Origin of the sequence: Micromonospora sp. SH-82 (assembly GCF_051132485.1) — a bacterium.
GTDB lineage: Bacteria > Actinomycetota > Actinomycetes > Mycobacteriales > Micromonosporaceae > Micromonospora.
In genome coordinates, this window is record NZ_CP148049.1 from 5,060,730 (window position 1) to 5,085,189 (window position 24,460).

19 protein-coding genes are annotated in these 24,460 nt (G+C 70.8%); 5 read left to right on the forward strand and 14 right to left on the reverse strand.

What is annotated here, in order from left to right; genetic code table 11:
- Nucleotides 1-176: 176 nt before the first annotated feature.
- The 5 genes from WHN02_RS22190 to WHN02_RS22210 form a co-directional block, all read right to left on the reverse strand.
- Complete coding sequence (locus WHN02_RS22190; protein WP_434740634.1) at nucleotides 177-2,147, reverse strand: hypothetical protein; 1,971 nt, start codon at nucleotides 2,145-2,147, stop codon at nucleotides 177-179.
- An 81-nt stretch (nucleotides 2,148-2,228) separates the two neighbouring features.
- The gene (locus WHN02_RS22195; RefSeq protein ID WP_434740635.1) at nucleotides 2,229-3,050 is read right to left on the reverse strand and encodes a carbohydrate ABC transporter permease; all 822 of its coding nucleotides are present in this window, start codon (nucleotides 3,048-3,050) and stop codon (nucleotides 2,229-2,231) included.
- 31 nt (nucleotides 3,051-3,081) lie between these two features.
- Complete coding sequence (locus WHN02_RS22200; RefSeq protein ID WP_434740636.1) at nucleotides 3,082-3,927, reverse strand: carbohydrate ABC transporter permease; 846 nt, start codon at nucleotides 3,925-3,927, stop codon at nucleotides 3,082-3,084.
- An 89-nt stretch (nucleotides 3,928-4,016) separates the two neighbouring features.
- Nucleotides 4,017-5,306, reverse strand: coding sequence for an ABC transporter substrate-binding protein (locus tag WHN02_RS22205; protein ID WP_434740637.1), 1,290 nt, complete (start codon nucleotides 5,304-5,306; stop codon nucleotides 4,017-4,019).
- Between the two features lie 79 nt (nucleotides 5,307-5,385).
- Nucleotides 5,386-6,420, reverse strand: a complete 1,035-nt coding sequence (locus tag WHN02_RS22210) for a LacI family DNA-binding transcriptional regulator (RefSeq protein ID WP_434740638.1) — start codon at nucleotides 6,418-6,420, stop codon at nucleotides 5,386-5,388.
- A 123-nt stretch (nucleotides 6,421-6,543) separates the two neighbouring features.
- Here WHN02_RS22210 and WHN02_RS22215 point away from each other — a divergent pair, with 123 nt between their 5' ends.
- On the forward strand, nucleotides 6,544-8,154 hold the full coding sequence (locus tag WHN02_RS22215; protein WP_434740639.1) for an FAD-dependent oxidoreductase: 1,611 nt from the start codon (nucleotides 6,544-6,546) through the stop codon (nucleotides 8,152-8,154).
- Between the two features lie 13 nt (nucleotides 8,155-8,167).
- On the opposite strand, the gene WHN02_RS22220 is transcribed toward WHN02_RS22215, so the two are convergent.
- The 3 genes from WHN02_RS22220 to WHN02_RS22230 form a co-directional block, all read right to left on the reverse strand.
- On the reverse strand, nucleotides 8,168-9,205 hold the full coding sequence (locus WHN02_RS22220; RefSeq protein ID WP_434740640.1) for a LacI family DNA-binding transcriptional regulator: 1,038 nt from the start codon (nucleotides 9,203-9,205) through the stop codon (nucleotides 8,168-8,170).
- 19 nt (nucleotides 9,206-9,224) lie between these two features.
- The gene (locus tag WHN02_RS22225) at nucleotides 9,225-11,699 is read right to left on the reverse strand and encodes a glycoside hydrolase family 2 protein (protein WP_434740641.1); all 2,475 of its coding nucleotides are present in this window, start codon (nucleotides 11,697-11,699) and stop codon (nucleotides 9,225-9,227) included.
- A gap of 122 nt (nucleotides 11,700-11,821) precedes the next feature.
- The gene (locus tag WHN02_RS22230) at nucleotides 11,822-13,075 is read right to left on the reverse strand and encodes a sensor histidine kinase (RefSeq protein ID WP_434740642.1); all 1,254 of its coding nucleotides are present in this window, start codon (nucleotides 13,073-13,075) and stop codon (nucleotides 11,822-11,824) included.
- 483 nt (nucleotides 13,076-13,558) lie between these two features.
- On the opposite strand from WHN02_RS22230, the gene WHN02_RS22235 reads away from it, so the two are divergent.
- Nucleotides 13,559-14,950: an acyl-CoA synthetase gene (locus WHN02_RS22235; protein ID WP_434740643.1), complete on the forward strand. Its 1,392-nt coding sequence runs from the start codon at nucleotides 13,559-13,561 to the stop codon at nucleotides 14,948-14,950.
- Between the two features lie 33 nt (nucleotides 14,951-14,983).
- Here the strand turns inward: WHN02_RS22235 and WHN02_RS22240 are convergent, their stop codons facing one another.
- Nucleotides 14,984-15,493, reverse strand: coding sequence for a MarR family winged helix-turn-helix transcriptional regulator (locus WHN02_RS22240; protein ID WP_434740644.1), 510 nt, complete (start codon nucleotides 15,491-15,493; stop codon nucleotides 14,984-14,986).
- Nucleotides 15,494-15,629: 136 nt separating this feature from the next.
- On the opposite strand from WHN02_RS22240, the gene WHN02_RS22245 reads away from it, so the two are divergent.
- On the forward strand, nucleotides 15,630-16,601 hold the full coding sequence (locus WHN02_RS22245; protein WP_434740645.1) for an aldo/keto reductase: 972 nt from the start codon (nucleotides 15,630-15,632) through the stop codon (nucleotides 16,599-16,601).
- Nucleotides 16,602-16,682: 81 nt separating this feature from the next.
- On the opposite strand, the gene WHN02_RS22250 is transcribed toward WHN02_RS22245, so the two are convergent.
- The 3 genes from WHN02_RS22250 to WHN02_RS22260 form a co-directional block, all read right to left on the reverse strand.
- Nucleotides 16,683-18,281 (reverse strand): alpha/beta hydrolase, encoded by a 1,599-nt coding sequence (locus WHN02_RS22250; RefSeq protein WP_434740646.1) that lies wholly within the window; start codon nucleotides 18,279-18,281, stop codon nucleotides 16,683-16,685.
- A gap of 235 nt (nucleotides 18,282-18,516) precedes the next feature.
- Nucleotides 18,517-19,236, reverse strand: coding sequence for an ABC transporter permease (locus tag WHN02_RS22255; RefSeq protein WP_434740647.1), 720 nt, complete (start codon nucleotides 19,234-19,236; stop codon nucleotides 18,517-18,519).
- 43 nt (nucleotides 19,237-19,279) lie between these two features.
- The gene (locus tag WHN02_RS22260) at nucleotides 19,280-20,161 is read right to left on the reverse strand and encodes an ABC transporter ATP-binding protein (RefSeq protein WP_434740648.1); all 882 of its coding nucleotides are present in this window, start codon (nucleotides 20,159-20,161) and stop codon (nucleotides 19,280-19,282) included.
- Nucleotides 20,162-20,269: 108 nt separating this feature from the next.
- On the opposite strand from WHN02_RS22260, the gene WHN02_RS22265 reads away from it, so the two are divergent.
- Complete coding sequence (locus WHN02_RS22265) at nucleotides 20,270-21,424, forward strand: sensor histidine kinase (protein ID WP_434740649.1); 1,155 nt, start codon at nucleotides 20,270-20,272, stop codon at nucleotides 21,422-21,424.
- Nucleotides 21,421-22,023 (forward strand): response regulator, encoded by a 603-nt coding sequence (locus WHN02_RS22270; RefSeq protein ID WP_434740650.1) that lies wholly within the window; start codon nucleotides 21,421-21,423, stop codon nucleotides 22,021-22,023. The genes WHN02_RS22265 and WHN02_RS22270 overlap by 4 nt, the downstream gene beginning before the upstream one ends.
- Before the next feature lie 112 nt (nucleotides 22,024-22,135).
- Here the strand turns inward: WHN02_RS22270 and WHN02_RS22275 are convergent, their stop codons facing one another.
- Nucleotides 22,136-23,146: a hemolysin family protein gene (locus tag WHN02_RS22275; RefSeq protein ID WP_434740651.1), complete on the reverse strand. Its 1,011-nt coding sequence runs from the start codon at nucleotides 23,144-23,146 to the stop codon at nucleotides 22,136-22,138.
- Nucleotides 23,146-24,456 carry a hemolysin family protein gene (locus WHN02_RS22280; RefSeq protein ID WP_434740652.1) on the reverse strand — a complete coding sequence of 437 codons (1,311 nt, stop codon included), beginning with the start codon at nucleotides 24,454-24,456 and terminating at the stop codon, nucleotides 23,146-23,148. Before WHN02_RS22280 ends, WHN02_RS22275 begins: the two co-directional genes overlap by 1 nt.
- Nucleotides 24,457-24,460 lie beyond the last annotated feature (4 nt).

Sequence of the window (24,460 nt, forward strand, 5' to 3'; positions counted from 1 at the left end):
CCGGGCACCGACGACCTGTCGCACCGTACGCGGACGCGACCAGCCACCCCGCAACCCTCGAAGGGACTGCGGGGTGGCTGCCACGTCAGGTGACGCTGTCGCTCGTCACCTTCACGCCCTCGTCACTCGGACCGGAGACATGCGCCCTCCACTGCCGCCGGCACGGACCGGACGAGTCAGCTCACCGGCTCGACACGCAGGTCGACCGAGAGCGTCCCGGAGAAGCTGATGGTGAGGATGCGGTGCGTACGGTTGCCCAGGTACGACCGGTCCATCGGCGCGTACTTCGCCTCCCGGTTCACTCCCCAGTCGATGACGAACCGCACGCCGCCACGGGTGACGGTGATCCCGCGGGTGTTGGTGATCGTCTCCTGCCCGTAGGGCGCCGGGGTGCCGTTGGCAAAGACCACCTGGTCACCGGTGCCGATGATGAGGGGGATCCGTTCCCGGGAGGCTCCCGGCGTGGTCAGTACCCGCCTGATTCCGTCGGGCCGGTGCGTCACGTCCGTCCGCACGGCGCCGTCCGCGGTCACGTACCTGGTGGTGAACACGCCCGTGTACCCGGTCAGCGCGTTTGCCGGGATGACGGCACCGGAGGCCGACGCCCCGCGGTGGTGGGTCGCGGTCACCGAGCCGCGTGAGGAGGCGGTGCCGACGGTGTCGGCGACGGTCGTCCAGTCGTCCGGCCCCGAGCTGTTGACGGTGAGGGCGAGCATGCCTGCGACGGGGTGCCAGAACGCGTTCGTCCCCATCCGCTGGAGCGAGTCCTGCCGGACCCCGTAGACACCGGCGGTGTAGTAGCCGGGGCGGCGGACGAACACGTACTGCTGGTCGAGAGTGCCCCTGCGCAGTTCGGTGAACGTGCTCTCGCGCAGGTAGCGCAGTGCGGCGACCCGTGCGTCGCGCTGGGCTCCGGGGATCCCGACCGGGGCCTGCGGGACGTGCATGTGCAGCCGGGGCGAGGAGTCCTGCTTGCGGCGGGGCGACACCGGTGCCGTGGAGTTCCGCCAGGCGTTGCGGGCCTGGGTCTTCTCCTCCGCGCTGGCGAAGAAGGCGCCCAGCGCGGGCACGTGGGGCACCAGGGTCCGGGCGAGGGCGCTGCGGTCCAGGTCGTCGACCGGGGTGGTCTCGAAGGTCGCGACGATGTTGCGGGCGCTGGTGCCGGAGAGGATGAAGCCCTCCTTGCGGCCGGGTTCCATCACGACGACGTACCCGAACCAGGCGGCGAACCGTTCGGCCAGCTGGATGACGGCCGGGTCCGGCAGCCGCTTGTACAGGGCGCCGAGGTCGGGCAGCATCACTTCGAAGTTGTACCCGGCGTCCGGGGCGACGGGCTCGTGGAAGAACCCGGCGGGTGCCTGGCCGTCCTTGAGGATGATCTGCAGCCGGTTCGGGACGGCGGCGGCGACGGCCGGTTCGCCGAGGATGTGCGCCGCGTCGACGACCCCGGAGAGCCCTGCGACCACCTGGTTGGCGAACCGGACCGGGCGGTTCCAGTGCGGTTTGGAGGTGTCGACCAGCCAGGCGGAGCTCTTGCGGATGGCGTCGCGGATCTGCACCCGGCGGTCGTAGAGCTCACCCGCGGCCCGCAGGTCCCGCAGGACGGCGGCGAGCGCGACGGTGCCGAACCCGGTCGGGGAGAGGTGGTGCTCGGTCGGCGAGTACTCCGGGTACGACCCGTCGGCGTGTTGCAGGGAGAGGTAGTAGCCGAGGGCGGCGTCCAGGCGGGCGAGGAGCGCCGGGTTGCGGTAGTACGGGTTCCACGGCCGGTCGTTGGCGTAGAACCACGACAGGGTGGCGACGTGCTCCATGATCCGGGAGTTGTACGGCTGGTTGGGGGTGCGCTGCCAGCCGTCCTCCATCCACCCGTAGTTCGGCGCGACGTCCCGGACGCTGTTCGCGAGCGGGGCGACGATCATCAGGTACGCGGCCAGTACCTGCTCGTGGGGGGCGAACTGGGTCCGCACCGGCTGCCCGGCCGGGAGCGGGGCGACCAGCGGCAGCACGGTGCCGGCCGAGGTCGCCAACGCGGGCGACGCTCCTGCCGCCCCGGCGGCGAGCAGCGCCGCGGCGCTGCCGGCGCCGACCAGGAAGTTCCGTCGGCTGAGCGCCGGCAGCATCGGTGGGCGTGTCTCATCCTGATGCATCTTGTCGACTCCTTCGTTTCTCGAACGTGGCAGTCTGCTCGGCGGCGGTGCCCGGTCGGCGTCGTCGCCGTGATGGGTCGGCTATCCCTTGAGCCCGGTCTGGGCCAGGCCCTGGACGAACTGCTTCTGCGCGATGAGGAACACCACGAGGATCGGCACGACGGTCAGCGACGCGGCGCCGAGCTGGGTGTTCCACATCTGCTCGCCGTAGAAGTCCTGGTAACGGGTGATCGCGAGGCCCAGGGTGAAGTTCTCGGGGCTCCGCAGGAAGATGAGTGCCTCGAAGTACATGTTGAACGAGCGCAGGAACGCCATGATCCCGACCGCCGCGATCGCCGGCTTGGCCAGCGGAAGGGCGATCCGGAAGAACGTCCCGACGCGGCTCATCCCGTCCAGCCGGGCGGCCTCCTCGTACTCCTTGGGGAAGCTGAGGAAGTGCTGCCGGAAGATGAACACGGAGACGACAGCCGTGGGACCGAAGATCGGCAGGATGATCAGCGGCCAGTGCGTGTCGTTGAGGCCCATCGCGTTGACCGCCGTGAAGATCGGGACGATCGTCACCTCGGTCGGCACCATCATCGTCGCGAGCATGAGGGTGAACGCCGCGTTGCGCAGCGGGAACCGGATGCGGGCGAAGGCATAGCCCGCCATCGCCGACAGCAGGATCGACGCCACGGTGACGATCGCCGCGATGTACATCGAGTTGGCGTACTGCTGGAGGAACGGTTGTGCCGTGAACACCTGCGCCAGGCCGTCCAGTGTCCATTCCCGGGGCAGCAGCCTGGGCGGCTGCACGAAGATCTCGTTCGCCGGCTTGAACGACGAGAAGACCATCCACAGCGTCGGATACAGGAACGGAATGGACGCGACCACGAGCAGCAGGTACAGCGTGGCGGTCGTCACCCGGGAGCGACTGCGTGCCGCGCTCGACGGATCAGACCTCATCGTGCACCCACTTCCGGCGGGAGGTCCACTGCAGCATCGTCAGCGTCAGGATGATGGCGAAGAGCACCACGCCGATCGCGCTGGCGTACCCGAACTGCTGGTTGACGAAGGCCGTGCGGTAGAGGAAGAACGGCAGGACGTTCGTGGCGTCCCCCGGCCCACCGACGGTGAGCAGCTGCACGGGAGCGAACACCTCGAGCGATCCGATGGTGGTGAGGATCCCGGTGAGCAGGATCGTCGGCGCGATCATCGGGACCGTGATGGACCGGAACGACTTCCACGCCGACGCGCCGTCCAGTTGCGCGGCCTCCCGCATCTCCTCCGGGACGCCCTGGAGGGCGGCGAGGAAGAGCACCATGTTCATGCCGACGCCCTTGAACACCTGCACGACGACGAGGGAGACGAGCGCGGTGGAGGAGTCGGCGAGCCAGCTGGTCCCCTCGATGCCGAAGAGCCGGAGTACGCCGTTGATGCCTCCGTCGGGGGCGAGAAGGAACCCCCATGTCACGGACCAGGCGACCACCGACACCACGACGGGTGAGAAGAAGATCGTACGGAATGCGGTGATGCCCTTCAGCCGCTGGTTGAGCAGGACGGCGAGGCCGAGGGCGACCGTCAGGTTCAGCACGAGGACGCCGACGCTGAACAACAGGCTCGCGGTGACCGACGAGGAGAAGGTCGGATCGGCGAAGAGACGGGTGTAGTTCTCGAATCCGACGTACGTCATCTCCCCGGTGAGTGGCCGCCACTCGTTGAGGCTGTACCAGATGACGAAGAGGAAGGGGACGACGCCGAGGACGATGACGCCGAGGACCTGGGGGGCGACGAAGGCCACGCCGAGCCAGCGGTCTCCGTCAGGACGGGGACGGTGGCTTGGCGTGACTCTCCGGTCGTCCGCCGCTGGGGTGCGAACGGTCACTGGGTTCAGCCCTTGAGCGTCGGCGAGATCTGCTCGCAGATGCCGGTGACGGCGGCCCGCACGTCGCCTCCCGACCACACCGGGTCGAGGCCCGCGCGAACCCGGTCGGTGAACCGTGAGAGCACCGGGTGCTGCGGCTTCACCGAGGCCTTGGGGACCACGTCGATGATCGCCGACTGGATCTGCTCGGGCGAGAGCTTCGGCGCGGCCTGGGCGAGGGTCTCCACGTTGAGCAGCGACTGACGGGGCGGCGGGAAGAACTGTGCGAGGAGCTTGGCGTTCGTGGGGTTGGTCAGGTATGCGAGGAACCCGGCCGCCTGCTCCTTGTTCGTGCTGCGTTCCAGCACGCTCACCCCCGCCTGACCGACGATGGGGTGGTAGCCCTTGGGCCCGGCCGGCAGCGGGAGGAACGACCACTTGAAGCTGTCGTCGAGGCCCCCCGACTGGCTGAGCTGGGCGATGCTGAAGGCCACGTCGCCGCTCGCGAAGGCCGCGGGGACCGCGTTGCCCGAGGCGGCGGGGATGGCACCACGGGTGATCTGCCGCTGGTACCAGGTCAGGAACTCGACCATCTCCGGGGACGCGAACGTGCACGTCTTGCCGTCATCGGACCACGGGGCGGCACCCCACCCGCTGCCGAGCATGGTCACCGCACTCCAGTTCGTGGGGTTGAACGTCGGGATGTTCATCCCCACGGCCCCCGTCTTGCCGTTCGTCGCCGCGGCGATGTCGGCGATCGCCTCCCACGTGTAGCCAGGGGTTCCGACCAGTGACGTCACGTCGGGCTGGCCGGCCTTCTTCAGCAGGTCCTCGTTGACGTAGAGGGCGAACGGGGAGTTGGAGAACGGGTACGCGTAGACGCCGTCGTCGTCGCCCTGCCAGGGTGCGAGCGCGGCGGGGAGGATGTCGTCGAGGTCGTAGCCGTCGGTGCCCTCCAGGGTGGGGCGGACGTTGGACAGGATGCCCGCGTCGACGAACTCGGGGCCGCTCGCCTCGGGGATCCAGGCCAGGTCGGGGACGTCGCCCCCGGAGATCTGGGTGGTCAGTCCGGCGATGTAGTCCGGGTTCGTGACGGGCTCGAAGGTGATCGACTTGACCTGGTCACCGTTCTCGGCGACGTAGCCGTCTCCGATCTTCTGCAGCAACGCCAGGTGATCCTTGTTCGATGACCAGAGCGCCATCTTCAGGTCGACCGGACCGGACTCGCCGGAGTCGTCGCCGGCACACGCAGTAAGGGACAGGGCCAGAACTCCGGTGAGCGCGATGGCGGCCCCGCGGAATCGGGTAGCTCGCATGAGGTACTCCTTCAGACTCATCCCACGCCTCGTGGCGCGTTGTGAGGAAAGTCAAAGTACCTAGCGGCTACCGAGAAAATCAAGGATTCTTTTCGGAAACTCGCGGCGGCGCTGTCGAACCGCGGACGACGAGCTCCGTCGCGAGGTCGGTGTGGAGCACGGGCGGTGCTCCACCGAGCAGCAGCTTGTGCGCGACCTCCACCGCGTACGCCCCCATCGCCTCCGACGGCTGCCTGATCGTCGTCAGCTGCGGTGCCGTCATCCGCGCGACGAGTTGGTCGTCGAACCCCATGACGCTGAGCTCGTGCGGGACGGACACCCCGGCCCGGCGCGCCGCCTCCAGGGCCCCGGCCGCCTGCGCGTCACTCGCCGCGAAGATCGCCGTGACGGGGTCCGGCCGGGCCAGGAGGGACGCGGCGGCCCGCAACCCCGACTCGTAGGTGAAGTCGCCCTCCTCGACGAGGTCGGCGCCGGGCTGGATCCCCGCGCCGGCCAGCGCCGCCAGGTACCCGTGCTTGCGGGCGATCGAGGCCTGGGTGTCGGCCACCCCGCAGAGGAAGCCGATGCGGGTGTGCCCGAGCGAGAGGAGGTGCTGGGTGGCCGCCATGCCGCCGGCGAAGTTCGTCGCGCCGACGGAGTACGAGTCGTTGTCCGGCAACCGGTAGGTGTCCACCTCGACGAGCGGGACCCCGTTCTTCGCGAGTCTCGCGCGTTCCTGGGTCCGCAGCCGGGACTTCAGGGCGACGACGGCGGTCGGACCGTTGCGCTTGGTCCGTTCGATCCAGCCTGCGGCGGGCGCCCCGTCGGGCAGGTCGAGAAGGACGAGTTCCAGCCCGGCCTCGTGGGCCGCCCGCATGGCGCCGCGCAGAAGCTCCACGGTCAACGGGGAGGACATGCTCGATCTGGCGAGCACGACCACCACCGTCGCCAGGTCGCGCCGGGAGCGCTGCTTGGGCGACAGGTACTGCTTGTTGCGCAGCACCGACTCCACCCGCACCCGGGTGTCGGCGGCGACGTCCGGCGCCCCGTTCACGACCTTCGACACGGTGGAGATCGAGACACCCGCCTCGCCGGCCACCTCGGCGAGCGACGGTCGACGCTCCTTCTCGCGCATGGGCATCCTTTCGATCACTTCCGGTGCTGGGATCCTACGGCGAGTGGCGACGTCCGAAGGGATTTCCCTTGCACATGACCGAGAATTTTACATAGAGTTCCCGGGAAAGAGAGGTGCCTTCCCGTGACACGACAGCAAGCTGACCTTCTGATCGTCGGTGGTGGCGTCGGCGGCGTCTCCGCCGCCCTCGCCGCCCTGCGCCGGGGCAGATCGGTGCTCATGACCGAGCAGACGCCGTGGCTGGGAGGACAGTTGACGGCGCAACTGGTGCCCAGCGACGAGCACCGGCGCATCGAGACGACCGGCCGCAACCGCAGCTACGCCCAGTTCCGCGAACTCGTCCGCGAGCACTACCGGGCCTACTACCCGCTCACCGACGCCGCCCGGGCCGACCCGCATCTCAACCCCGGCGCGGCGTGGGTCAGCCCGCTCAGCGTCGAACCGAAGGTCATCCTCTCGGTGATCCACAGCCTGCTGCGCCCGTACGAGGCAGCCGGACGACTCACCCTCATGCTGGAGACGTCACCCGTCGCCGTCCACACCGACGGCGACCGCGTGACCGGGGTGACGGTCCGAGATCGCGAGGGAGATCTGCGCGACCTCTCCGCGCCGTTCGTGCTGGACGCGACCGAGCTCGGAGACCTCCTGGAACTCGGCGGAGTCGAGTTCGTCACCGGGCGCGAGGGGCGCGGCGAGACCGGCGAACCCAGCGCCCCCGAGACCGCCGACCCCCTCGACATGCAGAGCGTCACCTGGTGCTTCGCGGTCGAGCACCTCGCCGGCCAGGACCACACCATCGACCGGCCCAAGGACTACGACTTCTTCCGCGACTGGCGACCCCCGCAGCTCGACGGCGAGAAGATGCTCGGATTCCGCCGCGCCGCCCACGACGGGTCGATCGCCCGGGAGTACACCCTGCGGGTGAACGACGACGACGACCCCTTCGCCATCGACGTCGACCACCGCAACATGGGCGAAGCCCCCGAGCTGTGGAACTACCGCCGCGTCGCCGCGCGGCGCCAGTTCGCAGACGGCGCGTACGCCAGCGACATCGTCGTGGTGAACTGGCCGATGAACGACTACGTCGGCGGCCCGCTGTTCGGCAGCGACGACGCGGCCGTCCACTGGGATCGGTCGAAGGAGCTGAGCCGGTCGCTGCTCTACTGGCTGCAGACGGAGGCCCCGCGATCCGACGGCGGCGTCGGCTGGCCCGGACTCCGCCTCACGCCACGCGTCACCGGCACGTCGGACGGTTTCGCCATGATGCCGTACTTCCGGGAGTCACGCCGCATCCGGGCGGAACGGACGATCCTCGAACACGACTTCGACAGGGACCACCGCGACGGCCGGGGTGCCGAGCGCTATCCGGACACCGTGGGCGTCGGCCACTACTACTGGATCGACAGGCACGCCACGACCGGCGGGAGCGCGGGCGGCGGCGGTCTGCCGGACCCGTTCGAGATCCCGCTCGGCGCCCTCCTGCCGCAGCGGGTACGCAACCTCCTCCCCGCCGCGAAGAACATCGGCACCACGCACGTCTCGAACGGCAGCTACCGGCTGCAGCCCGTCGAGTGGTCCATCGGCGAGGCGGTGGGAGCCCTCGCCGCGTACTGCCTCGACCACGGCCTCGAACCGACGGCGGTACGCGCCGACCCGCGCCGACTCGACGACTTCCAACGCGACCTCGAACGCGCAGGCGTACAGCTGCGGTGGGACCCGTCCCTGCGCTGGTAGGCCGCAGCGACGGTCAGGCCTCGACCGGCGCAGCACCGGTCGAGGCCCTGACCTGCAACGTCGGGGTAGGGTCCTGGTGGACGGACGGGTCCGCACCGTCGATGACGTCGAGAAGTCGGCGCGCGGCATGGGCACCGAGGGCGACCACGTCGTGGCCGAGCGCCGTCAACCCCGGCGTCACCAGGCGGCAGAGCAGCGAGTCGTCCCACGCGACGATGGAGACGTCGCCGGGGACCGAGAGACCCAGTTCGTGTGCGGTGGTCAGCGCCACGACCGCCATGACGTCGTTGTCGAACAGCAGACCCGTCGGCGGCCGGGTCGACGACAACACGGTACGCGCGGCCGCCGCACCCGATTCCGGTGAGAGGTCGGACCGCACGATGTCGTGTTCGAGCCCCGCAGTGCGAGCGGCGCGCTCGAACGCGTCGTCGCGGATGGCCGTGTACGCATAACGGCGGGGGGCCGCGACACGGGTGACACGTCGATGGCCGAGGGCCGCGAGATGCCCGACCGCCTGCCGCATCGCCTCGGCGTCGTCGGTCCACACGGTCGTCAGTCCGGCCGCGACGCTCGGGTCGCCGACGACGACGGCGGGGACACCGCCCTGCGACACCACGGAGATCCGCGGATCGTCCGGGAGCAGGTCGGTGAGCAGGACGCCGTCGACACGACGCGACATGTGCCATCGCCGGATCGCCTCGGCCTCGGCGTCCGCGTCGGCGACGACCTCAAGGAGGAGTCCCATCGAGCGGGAGGCGAGCGTCGACTCCACGCCGGCGATGAACTGCATGTAGAACGGCTCGACGGAGAGGTCACGAGGGTCCTTGGCGAGCACCAGACCGATCGTGTCCGCGCCGGCGCCCGCCAGGGTGCGGGCGGCGCTCGTCGGGGACCAGCCGAGCCTGGCCGCCACGTCGAGAACCCGTTCCCGGGTCGCCGACGACACGCCGGACCGGCCGTTGAGTGCGTAGGAGACGCTCGCCGTCGACGTCTGCGCCTCCCGCGCGACGTCTGCGATGGTGACCCGCCGGGTCTGCGGTGCGCCCGTCATCACCGAATGCCAGCTCCCGTCAGTCGGGATCGATCATATCCCTGAGCGAGGCGACGACGAACGCCGTCTGCGCCGATGCGGCGTCGAGTGGCTCCGGCGCGCGGACCCGGAAGATCGCCGTCTCCCCCGGCAGCACCGTGGTGAAGCCGCTGTCGACTGTCGCCTCGGGGTGGATCCGGTCGGGCTGGACGAGGACGTCCCGCGCGAGGTGGGCCGAGCGCACACCGATGTCCAGCCCGCCGGTGACGGCGGTGACGGTGACCTCCGGCGGCGTCGCGTCGCGCCGGGCGTCCCCGGGCGAGGCGAAGTGCCAGAAGGCCCGCAGGTCGTCGACCGTCGCGACGACGAACTCGGCACCCGGATCCGACGACTCGGCGAGCGTCGACGGCAGCCTGACCCGGGTCACCGAACGCGGAGGTACCGACAGCGGGTGCGACAGCTCCGCGACGGGCACGCCGTCGAGACGCCGCCGAGCGAGGTGCGCCGTGGTCTTCCACTGGTTGTCGTCGTCGTTGACGACACAGAGTTCCAGGACGCCGTCGCCGTCACCCGGCTCGATGGTCAGGACCCGGGGCGCGTAGAGGTCACGCAGGGCGAAGTAGAGGGGTTTGCGGCGGCCGGCGCTGTCGATCGCCGACCACGACGTGACGGGCCAGAGGTCGTTGAGCTGCCACACGATGGTGCCTGTGGTCCGTGGCCAGCTCGCCCGCCAGTGCAGCACGCCGGTGCGGACCGCCTCGACCTGCATCCACTGCGTCTGCAGGTGCCACCTGTCGAAGTCCTCCGTCGGCGGGAGGTGTCGGGCGAGGTTACGGGCGAGCTTGGTGTGTCCGTCGATGGCCTTCTGGTGGTGGCGTACGTTCTCGGCGTCGACACGCAGCTCGGTGTCGGTGACCGCGTCCCGGAGCGTCCGCCACGCCGCCGCGCCCTGCCATCCGAACTCGGACACGAAGCGCGGGGAGCTGTCCCGGTAGACCGCGTAGTCGGACTCGTTCCAGGCGTCCCAGGAGTGGAACGTCTCGTGGTCGGTGTCGTTCGGGTCGTGCGCCCAGCTGCCCGACCAGGGGCTCCCCTCCGTGTAGGGGCGGGTGGGGTCGAGCTCGCGGAGGAGGTCCGGGAGCCACTCCAGGTAGTACCGCTCCCCCCAGGTGAGGTCACCTCCCGGCTGCGCCGCCCAGTCCTTGTCGAGGCGCATCCAGAGGTTCTCGTTGTTGCCGTTCCAGACGGCGAGGCTGGGATGGGAGCTGAGCCGCACGACGTTCTCCCGCGCCTCGGCGAGCACCTCCGATCGGATCGGCTCCTCCTCGGGGTAGGCGGCGCACGCGAAGAGGAAGTCCTGCCACACGAGCAGGCCGAGTTCGTCGCACGCCGCGTAGAAGGCGTCGCTCTCGTAGACTCCACCGCCCCACACGCGTACGAGGTTCACGTTCGCGTCGGCGGCCTGTTCCAGACGGGTCCGGACCCGGTCGGCGGTGACCTCCCCGGGGAACACGCTCTCCGGGATCCAGTTCACGCCCTTGACGAACAGGGGGTGCTCGTTCACCGTGACGACGAACGGGGTGCCGTCCGCGTCGGGTGCCCGGTCGACGGCGACGGTCCGGAAGCCGACCCGCGTGCGGTGCTCGTCGAGCTGTTCCTTCCCGGACCACAGCGACACGCCGACCGGATACAGGTGCGGGTCACCGAGTCCGCGTGGATGCCACCGTCGCACGTCGGGCACGGCGACGACCACCGTCGCGGAGTCCTCACCCGGCGGGACCTCCGCGTGGACGGCCTGCCCGGCGACCTCGACCTCCAGGTGCAGCGGGAGCGTCGCCCCCGAGTCGGTCCGCTCGATGTCGACGTGGGCGGTGAGGATGCCGGTGCCCTCGAAGACGTCGACCAGGGGGCGGACCCCGGCGATCCGGGCCGCGCTCCACGTCTCCACCCTGACGTCCCGCCACAGTCCGCAACCCGGCAGGGTCGGCCCCCAGTCCCAGCCGAAGCTGCTCGCCATCTTCCTGATGAACGCGAAGGGCTGCGGGTAGGCGCTGGGCCGGGCGCCGAGCGTCCGCTCCCAGTGTTCCGCCTCGGTGTACGGGGACGTGAACCGGACGTCGACGGTGTTCGTCTCGGCGACGACCGCCGTGATGTCGAACCGGAAGCGACGATGCATGTTCCGGGTGGTCCCGACCGTCCGCCCGTTGACCGCGACGGATGCGACGGTGTCGACACCGTCGAGGACGAGGTCGACCCGTTCCGCGCCGACGACTGCGGGGAAGGTGCGGGTCAGTGACCAGTCGCATCGCGACACCCACGAGACCTCGTCCTCGTTGCGGTCGACGAAGGGGTCGGGGATGAGGTCCGCTGCCAGCAGGTCGAGGTGGACAGCTCCCGGGACCTGCGCGTCGACGGTCCGGCCGAGAAGCGGGACGGCCTCCTGCGGCACCGGCGTCTCACCGTCGGCGACGAGCGCCCATGTCCACCGTCCTGCCAGGTCGAACGTCGTACGCATGCGGACTCCTCCTAGCCGGGGTGAAGCGGGACCCGAGCGTAACCTAAGCGCTTAAGTTCCGCGCTGTTCCGGCCGGGGGAGGCTGCGTCGATCGGTGCCGTCGCCTCGACGGCGGAGCACCCCTACCCGCCCCGGCGCACCGGCAGCCGGGTGGAGATCGCGGTGCCGTAGCCGGGCTCGGACTCGACGGTCAGGGTGCCGGAGTTTCGCTCGGCGCGCGTCCGCATCCCCTCCAGCCCGAAGCCGCCGGTCCAGTCGCGCCGGGGCAGCCGCTGCGGGTCGAAACCCGAGCCGTCGTCCCGGATGTCGAGGGTGACCTCGTCGTCGAGGTAGCTCAGGGTGACTCCGACCCGGGAGGCGCCGGCGTGCTTGGCCGCGTTCGTCAACGCCTCCTGGGTGATCCGCAGGATCGCGGCGGAGGTCTCGTCGTGCAGGTCCAGGACCGTGCCGGTGAGGGTGAACTCGGCGCGGGTGTGCTGCCGCTCGGCCCACTGGAGGACCGTGTTGCGCAGCGCCTGCGGGAGTGGGTCGTGGGCCAGGCTCAGCGGGGCCAGGTTCTGCACCGACCGGCGGGCCTCGCCGAGGCTGTGCCGGGCCAGCTCGGTGGCGCGGTCGAGGTGTTCCCGCGCCGCGGCCGGGTCGCTCGCCCCGGACACCGCCTGCAACTGGATGATGATGCCGGCCAGGCCCTGGGCGACGGTGTCGTGGATCTCCGCCGCAAGCCGCCGGCGTTCCTCCACGACCCCCATCTCCCGGGCCTTGCGCACCAGTTGGGTGTGCAGCCTGGCGTTCTCCTCGATCGCCGCCTCCAGGGCGGTGTTGGTGCGTTCCAGCTCGGCGATGGTGGCGGCCCGGGCCTCGGCGTGCTCCTCCTCGTGGCGGACGAAGTAGGCGATCAACGCCAGCATCACGTTGTTGGCCAGCACCAACCCGACGAAGATGGTCCACTGCCCGGCGTCGGCGAAGGGCAGCCCGCCGGCCTGCGCCGCCGCCATCGGCAGGGAGTGCGCGAAGATGCCGACCGCCTGCCAGCGCCGGCCGCGGAGCAGCACGGCGTTGTCGATGTAGCCGGTGGCCACGTAGAAGGCGAAGAACGGGTTCAGCCCGGTGAGCACCGCGCTGATCAGCCAGCGCAGCGCGAAGTAGGTGGCCGAGGTGACATCCGGGGCTGTCCGGGAGCGACCAGCCCGATCCCACCACAGCTGCAGGGCGACGGCCGCGACGAGCAGCGCACCGGTGATCAGGCGCCGCTGCGGGCCGGGGGTCAGGTCGAGCTGTGACGACACCAGCAGGACGCTCGTGGCCAGCAGGTAGTAGGGATGCCATCTGAAGACGAGCTCCCACCGGTGGTCGAGCTTGCTGCCTGCGTTCGTCACACCGTCAGTCTGCCGCACGACTCTGCCGCCTCCATCGAAGCCGGCGGAGGGCGGCGGCCGGGGTGACCACGGCCCACCCGGCCGGTGCGACCAAGGCTGATCACCGTAGCCCCGGGACGCCTCCCCGTTGTCGACGAGCCGGAACCGGGTGGTCAGCGGCGCGTGGCCGGCCGGGATCCGAGTAGGTCGGGCCGGACGGGCCGGGGGCGGCGGGGGTCGGGACCCGGGTGGGTGGACCACCGGTCACCGACATGACGTCCACCAACCCTCCTGCGTCACCGCACCCGGACCGCTGGGGCGACCCGAGGCTCTCAGATCGATCGATACAGCCTCATGACGCGCGAGACCGGGAGGTGGTTTCACCGCCCGCGAAACCGCCACCGGCGCACCCGTCCGGCAGTCGTCGCCGGCTGCCGGAACGCCGTCGGTCAGCGGTACGGTTCGACAGGGATCGACGAGACGGTGTCCTGGAAGGAGACGCGGATGCGATTGCTCGCGGGACTCTCCGCCCATCTGCTGGACGTGCCGGACGCGGTGCGGGTCGGCGACGAGACGCTGTCCGGGGAACGGCTGCTGGCCTGCGCCCGCGCCGTCGCCGACGACGTCTCCGGCGCCGGGGTGGTGGCCGTGCACGCCGCTCCCGCAGCGGAGACCGTGGTGGCGATGGTCGGGGCACTGCTCGCGGGCGTCGCGGTCGTGCCGCTGCCACCCGACTCCGGCAGCACCGAGGTAGCGCACATTCTCGGCGACTCCCGGGCGTCGGCGGTCCTCGCGGCGCCCGGGACGACACTGCCGACGACGGTGCCGGTCGTGCCCGTCGACCTTCTCCGCCGGTCGGACACCGGACACCCCGCGCCAGCCCCCGGCGACCCCGCGCTGATCATGTACACGAGCGGCACGACCGGCGCGCCGAAGGGCGTACTGCTGTCGCACGCGGCGGTCGAGGCGGGCCTGGACGGCCTGGTCGACGCCTGGCAGTGGAGCCCGGACGACCATCTCGTGCAGGGGCTGCCGCTGTTCCACGTGCACGGTCTGGTCCTCGGCGTGCTGGGCGTCCTGCGGGTCGGCTGCCGCCTGACCCACACCGTCCGTCCCCGGCCGGAGGCGTACGCGGCAGCCGGGGGCAGCATGTACTTCGGGGTACCGACGGTCTGGTCGCGGATCTGCGCCGACCCCGGATCCGCCCGCGCGCTGGCGGGCAGCCGCCTGCTGGTGTCCGGCAGCGCCGCGCTGCCGGTGCCGGTCTTCCACCGGCTGCACGAGCTGACCGGTCATTGCCCGGTCGAGCGCTACGGGATGACGGAAACCCTGATCACGTTGAGCAGCCGCGCCGACGGCGACCGTCGGCCCGGGCAGGTCGGTCTGCCGCTGCCGGGGGTCGACACCCGGGTCCTCGACGACGAGGGCCGGCAGATCACCGCCGACGGCGAGGCGGTCGGCGACCTGTGGGTACGCGGCCCGATGCTCTTCGACGGCTACCTGCACCGGCCGCAGGCCACCGCCGCCCAGCGCGACGGCGACTGGTTCCGCACCGGCGACCTGGCAGCGGTCTACCCGGACGGCTGGCATCGCATCGCCGGGCGCCGCTCCACCGACCTGATCAAGAGCGGCGGTTACCGGATCGGCGCCGGCGAGGTGGAGAACGCCCTGCTCGCGCATCCCGAGGTACGGGAGGCCGCGGTGGTCGGCACCCCGCACGACGACCTCGGTCAGCAGATCACCGCGTACGTCGTGGCGGACACCGCCGACGCCGCCGATCTGATCGACTTCGTGGCCCGGACCCTGTCGGCCCACAAACGTCCCCGGGAGATCCGCTTCGTGACGGAACTCCCCCGCAACGCCATGGGAAAGGTCCAGAAGGCTCTGCTCCGGTGAATCCACCGGGCGTACACCCGGTCGGGGTCGAGGTCACGGACCGAGCTGCCGGTCGCGGTCGATGGCGGCGGCGACCGCGGTGCCGATGCGGCGCAACGCGGCGAGGTCGTGGGGGCCGAGTTCGTCGATCAGGTACTCGCGGACCGCGGTGACGTGCCCGGGTGCCGCCGCCACGACCACCTGGTGACCGGCCTCGGTCAGGATCGCGACGGTACGTCTGCCGGAGCCGGGGATCCGGGCCCGCCGGAGCAGTTCCCGTTTCTCCAGCCGTCCGACGACGTGCGAGAGCCGCGACAGCGAGGCCGACGTCCGCCTGGCCAGGTCGCTCATCTGCAACGTGCGTTCCGGCTCCTCGGACAGGACCGAGAGCACCATGTACTCGAAGAAGGTCAGGTCCGCCTCGCGTTGCATCCGCGCGTCGAGGGCGGCTGGCAGGCTGATCATGATCGCGGAGTTCGCCAGCCACGCTGCCAGCTCGTCGTGGTTCAGCCAGTGGGTTCCGGTGGCCGGTCCGGCATCGCCCGCCGCTGCGCTCGTCGTCATACCCCCACCCTACCGTCACTTGTTGACGCTTCAAGTACGGGTATGGTCAGATGTTGAAGCATCACATTCATGGCTTTGCCGATGCGTCCCGGCCGGGCAACGCGGCGCAGGTCGTCGATCCAGGGAAGGACCACGCATGAGAACCGCACGACTGGGCACGCTCACCGTCCCGCGCATCGGCCTCGGGGTCATGGGGATGTCGGCGTTCTACACCGGCGCGGGCCGCGACGAGGGTGGATCGATACGCACCATCCGACGCGCCCTGGACCTCGGTGTCACCCATCTGGACACCGCCGAGGTGTACGGCCCCTACGTCAACGAAGAGCTGGTGGGTCGCGCGATCCGGGGCCGTCGGGACGAGGTCGTCCTGGCCACCAAGTTCGGCCTCGTCTCGCACACCGCCCGGCCAGGCCCCGACAGCACACCCGCCACCATCCGGGCAGCTGTCGACGGCTCCCTACGGCGGCTCGGCACCGATCGCATCGACCTGTACTACCAGCACCGGGTCGACCCCGACACCCCGATCGAGGAGACGGTCGGAGCGCTGGGCGGACTGGTGGCCGCGGGCAAGGTCCGCCACATCGGGCTCTCCGAGGCCTCCGCCGCGACGATCCGCCGGGCCCACGCCGTACACCCCCTGGCCGCCGTGCAGAGCGAGTACTCACTGTGGACCCGCGATCCCGAGTCCGAGGTCCTGCCCACCCTGCGGGAGCTGGGGATCGGCCTCGTCCCCTACTCACCGCTCGGGCACGGCTTCCTCACGGGTGACATCCGTTCCCTCGACGGCCTGGACGCCGACGACTGGCGTCGTACCAACCCCCGGTTCACCGGCGGCAACCTGACCCGGAACCTGCGCATCGTCGACGAGGTGCGCGAGGTCGCCGACGAGGCCGGGGCGACTCCCGGCCAGGTCGCGCTGGCCTGGCTGCTGGCCCAGGGCGACGACGTCGCGCCCATCCCCGGCACCCGGCGCGTCAACCGGATCGAGGAGAACAGCGCCGCCGACCGCATCCGGCTCACCCCCGACCAGATCACGCGGCTGGACAACCTGACACCGGCCTCCGGTGACCGCCACGCCGAGGCCGACATGGCCGCCCTCGACCGCTGACCACACGCCGGTCGACCCCGGCGCCCGCACCGACCGGCGACCCGGGTCGCCGGTCGGTGCGACCGGCGACCCGGGCGGCGATCAGGGCGTACGGTGCAGGCGGTCCAGGGTGTCGGCCCGCTGCTGCGCGGCCTCGGGGGTGAACGTCCGCGTCCCGGGGCCGCAGAACCTGTCCTCAGGCATGGTGCCGTCGACCAGGTAGGCCGTGGTGACGTTGAGCGCACAGGCGTTGTCACCGAACACGTAGACGCCGTGCCCGCTGCCGTCGACGGTCACCAGCCGGGACCGGTCCTCGAACTTCTCCCGGAGCAGCTTCCCACCCCGCAGCGGGGTGGCCGGGTCCCGCCGGTTCTGCAGGATCAGCACGTTGGGCGGCCCGTCGTCGTTGATCGACACCGGCGGCTCGGACGGCTCGTGCGGCCAGTAGGCACAGGGGGTGATGTTCGCCCCGGCGGCGCCGTACATCGGGAACTTCTCGCGGTCCGTGGCCGCCGAGTCCTGGTACCGCGCCACCTTCTCCGGCCAGGCGGAGTCGTTGCAGGTCACGGCGAGGAAGGCCGACCAGTTGTTGTCCCACGGCAGCAGCTCCGCCGGATCCTCGGCCCGGTTCGTGCGCTGCGCGACCGCAGGGTCGGCGGCCCTGGCCATGAGCCGGGTGACCGCAGCCCCGTCGGAGTTCCGCAGCGCCTGCCAGGTCTGCGCCAACAGTCCGTACTGGGCCTCGCTGTAGAGCGCCGTGAAGTTGAGGAGCCGGAAGGTCGCACCGTCGACGCCGGCCACCGGGGTCCGGTCGAGCCGCTCGGCGAGGGTGAAGTAGTTGCTGGTCACCTGCGCCGGGTTCCGGCCCAGGCCGTAGGCGCCGTGCCGGGCCGCCGCCCACGCCGCGAAGTCGGGGAAGGTCTGCTCCATGCCCAGCCCGAACCGGCGCAGGCCCGCACGGCTCAGGTGGGTGTCGCCGACGTTGCTGTCGACCACGACCCGGTCGGTGGTGTCCGGGAACATCGAGGCGTACGCGGCGCCCAACGCCGACCCGTAGGACGCGCCGTAGAAGCTGGCCTTCTCCTCGCCGAGCGCGACCCGGATCGAGTTCAGGTCGCGTGCGGTGTTGGCCGTGGTCAGGTGGCGCAGCCGACCCTCGGTGTCGTTGGCCGCGCACCGCTCGGCGACCGTCTTGGCGATCGTCGCCTGCGCCGCGACCGCCGCGTCGTCGACCGCGTACGGCGGAATGTTGCCCCGGTAGTCCAGATCGCCGGTGAAGGAGCAGCTCACCGGGGCCGACTGCCCGACCCCACGGGGGTCGAGGCCGATCAGGTCGTACCGGTCAAGCACGGTGGCCGGCAGACCGAGGTTGACCAGGTCCGCCGGCATCGTCAGCCCGGAGCCACCCGGGCCGCCCGGGTTGAGCAGCAGGATGCCCCGGCGCTCGGTCGGGTTCTGGCTGGCGATCCGCGACACCATGATCTCGATCGCGGTGCCGGTCGGGTCGCCGTAGTCCAGCGGAACCGGCACCGTCGCGCACTGCAACGACGGCGATACGGCGGCGACCGGCGCGGGGCACGCTCCCCACTGGACCTGCGACACCGGCTCGTCGGCTGCGGCCGGCACCGTGGTCAGGGTCGCGACGAGCCCGACGGCGACGGTGACGGCCATCCCCCGGCCGACGATTCGACTTCGTTTCACGTTCTACCTCCGACTGATAGTCGCACGGGTCTTCCCTTCCCCCTGGTTCGCTGTCTCCATGCCACCAGCGGCCGCATCGAATCGACAGTGGTGCGGTGTCACCCCGATGTGTGACGCGGTGTCACTGGTCGACGCGGTCAGCGCGACCTCGGCACGGGTACCGGACGCGCCGTCACCCACCGCCGGCCGCGCCGTCTTCGTGGCGCTGCGCCGAGGCGGTGCCGCCCGGCGGGGATCAACGGCGGGGTTCCCAGCGGAAGAGTCGGGTGGCCAGGACGACGGCGAGGACGACCCAGCCCAGCGTCGGCGCGAGGAGGGCGAGGGATTCGGTCACGGCGGTGCCGCCGTTCCAGGCGTTCACCGTCAGTTCGGTGGCCGAGCCGCCGGGCAGGAGCCGCTTGAGCCAGGTGAGGTCCTCGGTGCCGGTGATGCCGACCCAGCTCGCCACGCCGATCACACCGAGGGTGACGGGCAGGGTGGTGACCTGCGCGTGCTCGGGTGAGTTGGTCAGCCCGGCGGTGGCCAGGGCCAGACCGACCATCATGGCCAGGGTGGCGAGGACCGCCACCACGAGCAGTGCGACGTCGGCCGGGTGCCCGGCGACCACGGCCAGGGCGACGAGGATCGCGGTCACCTGGATCAGGGCGAGGACGACGACGGGCAGCAGCAGGCTGGTGAGGATGGTGGCGTCGCCGGCGGCGGTGGAGCGCAGCCGCTTCAGGAAGAGGTTCTGCCGCCGGGAGGCCAGGGTGGTGACGGCGGTGGTGTAGAGCCCGAACGCGGCCACGGTGAACATCACGATCGCCGCGATGTAGCCGAGGCTGCCGAGGGCGGCGAAGGTCTCGTGTCGGCGGATGAAGAGCACGCAGACGGCGACGGGGATGATCATGCTGGTGATCAGCACCAGCCGGTTGCGGAAGATCTGGATCAGTTCGCTCGCGGCGATCGGAAACACGGGTGGCATTCCTCTCCGGGAAAGGGTCGGCTGACGGGACCGGTCAGGTGCCGATGGCGCGGAAGACGTCGTCGAGCCGGGTCGGCCCGGCCTGCAGGTCCGACAGGTGCACGGCGTGGTCCTGCGCCCACCCGAGCAGGAGGTGCAGGTCCTTCTGCAGGGCGAAGGTCTCGATCACGACCTTCCCGTCGGCGGCGACGGTGGCCTGCAGCGGCAGGGTCGGCACCACCTGCCCGAGGGTGAAGCGGATGACCGCCGGGAGGGTACGGGTCAGCTCGGCGACGGTGCCCTCCCGGTGGAAGGTGCCCTGGTGCATCAGCCCGATCCGGTCGGCGCGTTGCTGCGCCTCCTCCAGGTAGTGGGTGGTGAGGACGATGGTGGTGCCGTTCTCCCGCAGCCGGTCCACAGTCGCCCACAGGTCGTCGCGGGACTGGATGTCCAGGCCGGTGGTCGGCTCGTCCAGGAAGATCAGCTCCGGGGTCCCGTAGACGGCGGTGGCGAAGTCCAGTCGCCGCTTCTCCCCGCCGGAGAGCTGTGCCACCCTCCGGCCCGCCCGGTCGGTGAGGTCGACGAGGTCGAGCACCCGGTCCACGTCGTCGGTGCGTCGGGTGAGCCGACCGATCAGGTGGACCGACTCACGGACGGTGAGGTCCGGGGAGAACCCGCTCTCCTGGAGCATGACCCCCGTGCGGGGACGTACCGCCCGCCGGTCGTCGGGGTCGTGCCCGAAGACCCGTACGGTGCCGGAGGTGGGCCTACGGTGACCCTCGACGACCTCCAGGGTCGAGGTCTTGCCGGCCCCGTTGGTGCCGAGGAGCGCGTAGAGCTCCCCGCGCCGCACCTGGAATGAGAGGTCCCGCACGGCGTGGAAGTCGCCGTAGGTGAGGTTCAGTCGCTCGACGTCGATGACAGGTGTGGTGGACATGCCTCCATGACAGCGTGGACGCCACCCGACCCGTCAGTGGCGCCACGTCACGGCCGCATGTGACGTGGTGTCACTGGTCGTGGTCGGCGGCGGCCGGATACTGGGGTGGTGACCGCACGACAGCCACGCTTCACCGCGTCGACACAGGGACGGCTGCGTCGGCTCAACCTCGCGACGTCACTGCCGCCGCTGGTGTTCGCCGCCGTGGTCCTGGTCCTCCTGGACACGCACGCCTGGTGGCACCTCCTCGTCCTGGTTCCGGGGGCCTTCGCGGCCCTGGTGGCCTTCGAACGGTGGACGGCCGACGACCTCGCCCGGGTCTTCGTGCCCTGCCTGGTCGTCGCGGCAGCGGTGTGGCCACTGGGGGCGCTGCTGACCGGCAGCCCCAACGCGTACTGGGGTGTCTGCGGCGTGGTCTCCCTCGTCCTGCGCCAGGTGCGGCGACAGCGGCGGGCTCTGGCGGTGGCCGGGCTCCTGGCCTACGTCGCCGCCGTCGGCGCGGCACGGCTGCTGGTGGAGCGCGACGACGTCGGTGCCGTCCTGTTCACCTACGTCGTCGTCCCGATGGTCCTCACGGTCGCGGTGGTGGTCCTGACGATGTTGGGCGAGCGGTTCTACGACCTCGTCCGGGAACTCGAGCAGACCCGGGAACGCGAGGCGGAGTTGGCTGTCGTCCGGGAGCGTGTCCGGTTCGCCAGCGACCTGCACGACATCCAGGGCCACACCCTGCACGTGGTCAAGTTGAAGATCGCGCTGGCGCAGAAACTGCTGCTCCGCGACGCCGATCGGGCGGACAGGGAGCTACGGGAGACGTACGCCCTGGTCAGCGACACCATCACGCAGACCAAGGAGCTCGCGTACGCGCAACGTCGACTCAACCTCACGGCGGAGATCGAGAATGCCAAGAACCTCTTCGAGGCTGCGGGCATCCGCGTACGGGTGACCCGGGAGGCCGAGGTGGACGCGCGCACCAGCGAGATGCTCGGTCAGGTGCTGCGCGAGACGACCACCAACATCCTGCGGCACGCGCAGGCGAACCAGGTGCAGATCACCCTCTCCGAGGCGGGTATCACGATCGTCAACGACGGGGTGGCGGGCGGCTCCCCTCCCGAACTCAGGGGGTTGGCGGCCCTTCGGCAACGGGTAGCCGGCGACGGAGGAGAACTGACAGTGCAACAGCAGCAGGGGCTGTTCCGTACGGCCGCGAGGTTCCCGGCCGCCGGTGCCGCCATGACCCCGGCTCTGCAGGGGGGCGGCGGATGACGACCATCGTGCTCGCCGACGACGAGGCGCTGCTGCGTACCGCCCTGGCCGCGCTCCTGCCCATGGAGGGCGACATCACCGTTATCGCCGAGGCGCACGACGGTGCGACGGCCGTGGAGGCCACCCTGCGGCACCGGCCCGACGTCCTGGTCGTCGACCTGGAGATGCCGGGGGTGGACGGCCTCGCCGCGGTCGCGCAGATCCGCCGTGCGCGCCCGGAACAGGTCATCCTCATGTTGACCCGGCACGCCCGGCCCGGCGTCCTGCGCAAGGCGTTGAAGCTCGGTGTCCAGGGCTTCGTCAGCAAGTCCGCCGAGCCGGCCCACATCACCTCCGTCATCGCCACCCTGCACGCGGGCAGGCGCTGGATCGACCCGGAGGTCTCCGCGCTCGCCGTCATCGACGACTGTCCCCTCACCGAGCGTGAACTCGACGTCCTGCGGGAGACCAGCGAGGGCTACCCGGTCGCCGACATCGCCGCCCGCCTCCACCTCGCACCCGGCACGGTACGCAACTACCTCTCCAACGCCATGCAGAAGACCCAGACCCACACCCGCCACGAAGCGGCCCGGTACGCCCGGGAACACGACTGGCTGTGACCCGTCTCCGGGTACGCCGGCCCACCCTCCCACCGGCCCCTTCGCGTGCCGGTGGAAGGGTGGAGGCTCAGCGTCCCGGCCCCTTCGCCTACCCGTGGGCGGGTGTGGAGGGTCAGCGGGCCCCGGCGGGGGCTCGCAGCAGCCGCTCGACCACGTCGGTCAGGGTGGCCACCGCCGGGCCGTCCGGGGTGGTGACCACCACGAGGTGGTGACGGGTGCTCCGCATGGTGGCCAGGGCCTCGTAGGCGAGCGTCGAGCCGTCGAGCACGAGGACGTCGCGCATCACCTCGTCGACGGTCTGGTCGTCCGGCTGGTCCATGGTGTCGCGGACGTGGACCACGCCGACGGCCGCGCCGTCGCGCAGGACGACCACCCGCAGGTGACCGGTGTCGCGGGCCACCGCGCGGACCGTCAGCACCGTGTCGGCCGTCCCCACCGCGGACAACTCCCGTTCCGGGCCGGTGAGGTCGGCCAGGGTGAGTCGGTCGAGGTCGAGGGCCTCGGTGAGTTGCGCGGAGTACGACGCGTCGAGCGCGCCGACGTTGGCCGAGTGCTCGACCAGGTGACGCAGATCGGCGGCGTTCTGGCCGGTGGCGATGGTGTCCCGGGGCTCCACGCCGACCCGGCGCAGGCACCAGTTGGCGCTGGAGTTGAGGACACGCAGCATCGGGCGGGTGAACCACATGAACGCCCGCATCGGCAGCGCCAGGGCGATGGCGGTCTTCTCCGGGTGGGCGATGGCGTACGACTTGGGGGCCATCTCCCCGATGACCAGGTGCAGGAAGGTCACGACCAGCAACGCCAGTGCGAAACCGGTCGCGTCGGCCGTCCAGCCGGGTGCGCCCCAGGACAGGAAGATCGGAGTCAACGCGTAGTTGACTGCCGGTTTGGTCACCGCGCCGAGCCCGAGGGCACAGGCGGTGATACCGAGCTGGCAGCCGGCCAGCAGCACCGTCAGCTCGTCGAAGCTGCGCACCGCCGCGCGGGCCGACCGGCTGTGCTCGGAGCGTACGTCGAGGCGGTGCCGACGGGCCGCCAGCAACGCGAACTCGGCGGCCACGAAGAAGGCGCTGAGCACGATCAGCACCACGGTGACAGTCACCACCACCCACGGATTACCCATCACCGGTTCTCCTCCGTCCGCAGCAGGACCAGCGACGGGACGTGCCGTTCCAACTCCACTACCTCGAGTGTCAGGGTGACTTCGCCGAGGCTCAGCCGGGCCACGGCGCCGAGGGCGGGCAACTCGCCGACCAGCTCGATGACCAGGCCGGCGAGGGTCTCGCTGTCCGATTCGGGCAGGTCGTGCCCGATGGCGCGCTCGACCTCGTCCAGCGGCAGCGTGCCGGCCAGTTCCCAGGTGCCGTCCGTCGCGGCCAGCCCGGCCGGGGAGGTGGGTGCCGTGGCGTCGTCGTGCTCGTCCTCGATCTCCCCCACCAGTTCCTCGGCGAGGTCTTCCACTGTCACCACGCCGGCCAGTCCGCCGTGCTCGTCGAGCACACAGGCGAGCTGGTCCTTCCGCTCGGCGAGGGTCTGCACGACCCGGGGCAGTGGCATCGAGGTCGGGACCAGCACCGGCGGCCGCATGATGTCGGCAACCGTGCCGGCACTGTCGCGGTCGACGGCGAGCAGGTCGGTGAGGTGCACCACCCCGATCACGCCGTCGCGGTCGTCGAGCACCGGATAGCGCGAGTGGCCGCCGGCGATCTTGATCCAGAGTTCCTTGGTGGTCAGGTCGGGCTCCACGACATCCACCCGGGTCCGCGGGACCATCGCGTGGGCGGCGTCGCGGTCGGGGAAGTCGAGCACCCGGTCGAGCAGCACCCACAGCTCGGCGGGCAGGTCCCCGGAGTCGCGGGAGTCGCTGACGATGTATTCCAGGTCGTGACGGCTGGCGGCGTGTTCCACGTCGTGTACCGGTTCCAGGCCGAACAGGCGCAACAGGGCATTGGAGGACTTGTCGAAGAAGGCGATCAGCCACCCGAACACCCGCAGGTAGATCTGGGTGGATCTGGCCAGCCAGATGGCCACCGGCTCGGGCCGCGAGATGGCCAGGTTCTTGGCGAACAGCTCACCGAACAGCATCTGCACGAAGGTCGAGAGCAGCAGCGCGGCCACCGTGCCGACGGCGACGCCGACGCCGGTCGGGACGCCGACCCCGCCGAGGGCGGTGCCGACCGACTCACCGATCAACGGTTCGGCGACGTAGCCGACCAACAGGGCGGTCACGGTGATCCCGAGCTGGGCTCCGGACAGCATGAAGGAGGTCCGGCGGGTCACGTCCAGCGCTCGCCTGGCAGCGGCGTCACCCGCTGCGGCGCGGGCCTTGAGCCGCGACCGGTCCACGGCCATGTACGCGAATTCCTGCGCCACGAAGTAGCCGGTGGCCGCAGTGATCGCCAACACCACCAACAGCCCCAGGAGGAGACTCAACACC

Bases quoted from the DNA above. Each gene is read 5' to 3' on its own strand.
- WHN02_RS22190 (WP_434740634.1), bottom strand. From the start codon at position 2,147: ATGCATCAGGATGAGACACGCCCACCGATGCTGCCGGCGCTCAGCCGA.
- WHN02_RS22205 (WP_434740637.1), bottom strand. From the start codon at position 5,306: ATGCGAGCTACCCGATTCCGCGGGGCCGCCATCGCGCTCACCGGAGTT.
- WHN02_RS22210 (WP_434740638.1), bottom strand. From the start codon at position 6,420: ATGCGCGAGAAGGAGCGTCGACCGTCGCTCGCCGAGGTGGCCGGCGAG.
- WHN02_RS22220 (WP_434740640.1), bottom strand. From the start codon at position 9,205: ATGACGGGCGCACCGCAGACCCGGCGGGTCACCATCGCAGACGTCGCG.
- WHN02_RS22225 (WP_434740641.1), bottom strand. From the start codon at position 11,699: ATGCGTACGACGTTCGACCTGGCAGGACGGTGGACATGGGCGCTCGTC.
- WHN02_RS22235 (WP_434740643.1), top strand. From the start codon at position 13,559: ATGCGATTGCTCGCGGGACTCTCCGCCCATCTGCTGGACGTGCCGGAC.
- WHN02_RS22240 (WP_434740644.1), bottom strand. From the start codon at position 15,493: ATGACGACGAGCGCAGCGGCGGGCGATGCCGGACCGGCCACCGGAACC.
- WHN02_RS22245 (WP_434740645.1), top strand. From the start codon at position 15,630: ATGAGAACCGCACGACTGGGCACGCTCACCGTCCCGCGCATCGGCCTC.
- WHN02_RS22260 (WP_434740648.1), bottom strand. From the start codon at position 20,161: ATGTCCACCACACCTGTCATCGACGTCGAGCGACTGAACCTCACCTAC.
- WHN02_RS22270 (WP_434740650.1), top strand. From the start codon at position 21,421: ATGACGACCATCGTGCTCGCCGACGACGAGGCGCTGCTGCGTACCGCC.
- WHN02_RS22275 (WP_434740651.1), bottom strand. From the start codon at position 23,146: ATGGGTAATCCGTGGGTGGTGGTGACTGTCACCGTGGTGCTGATCGTG.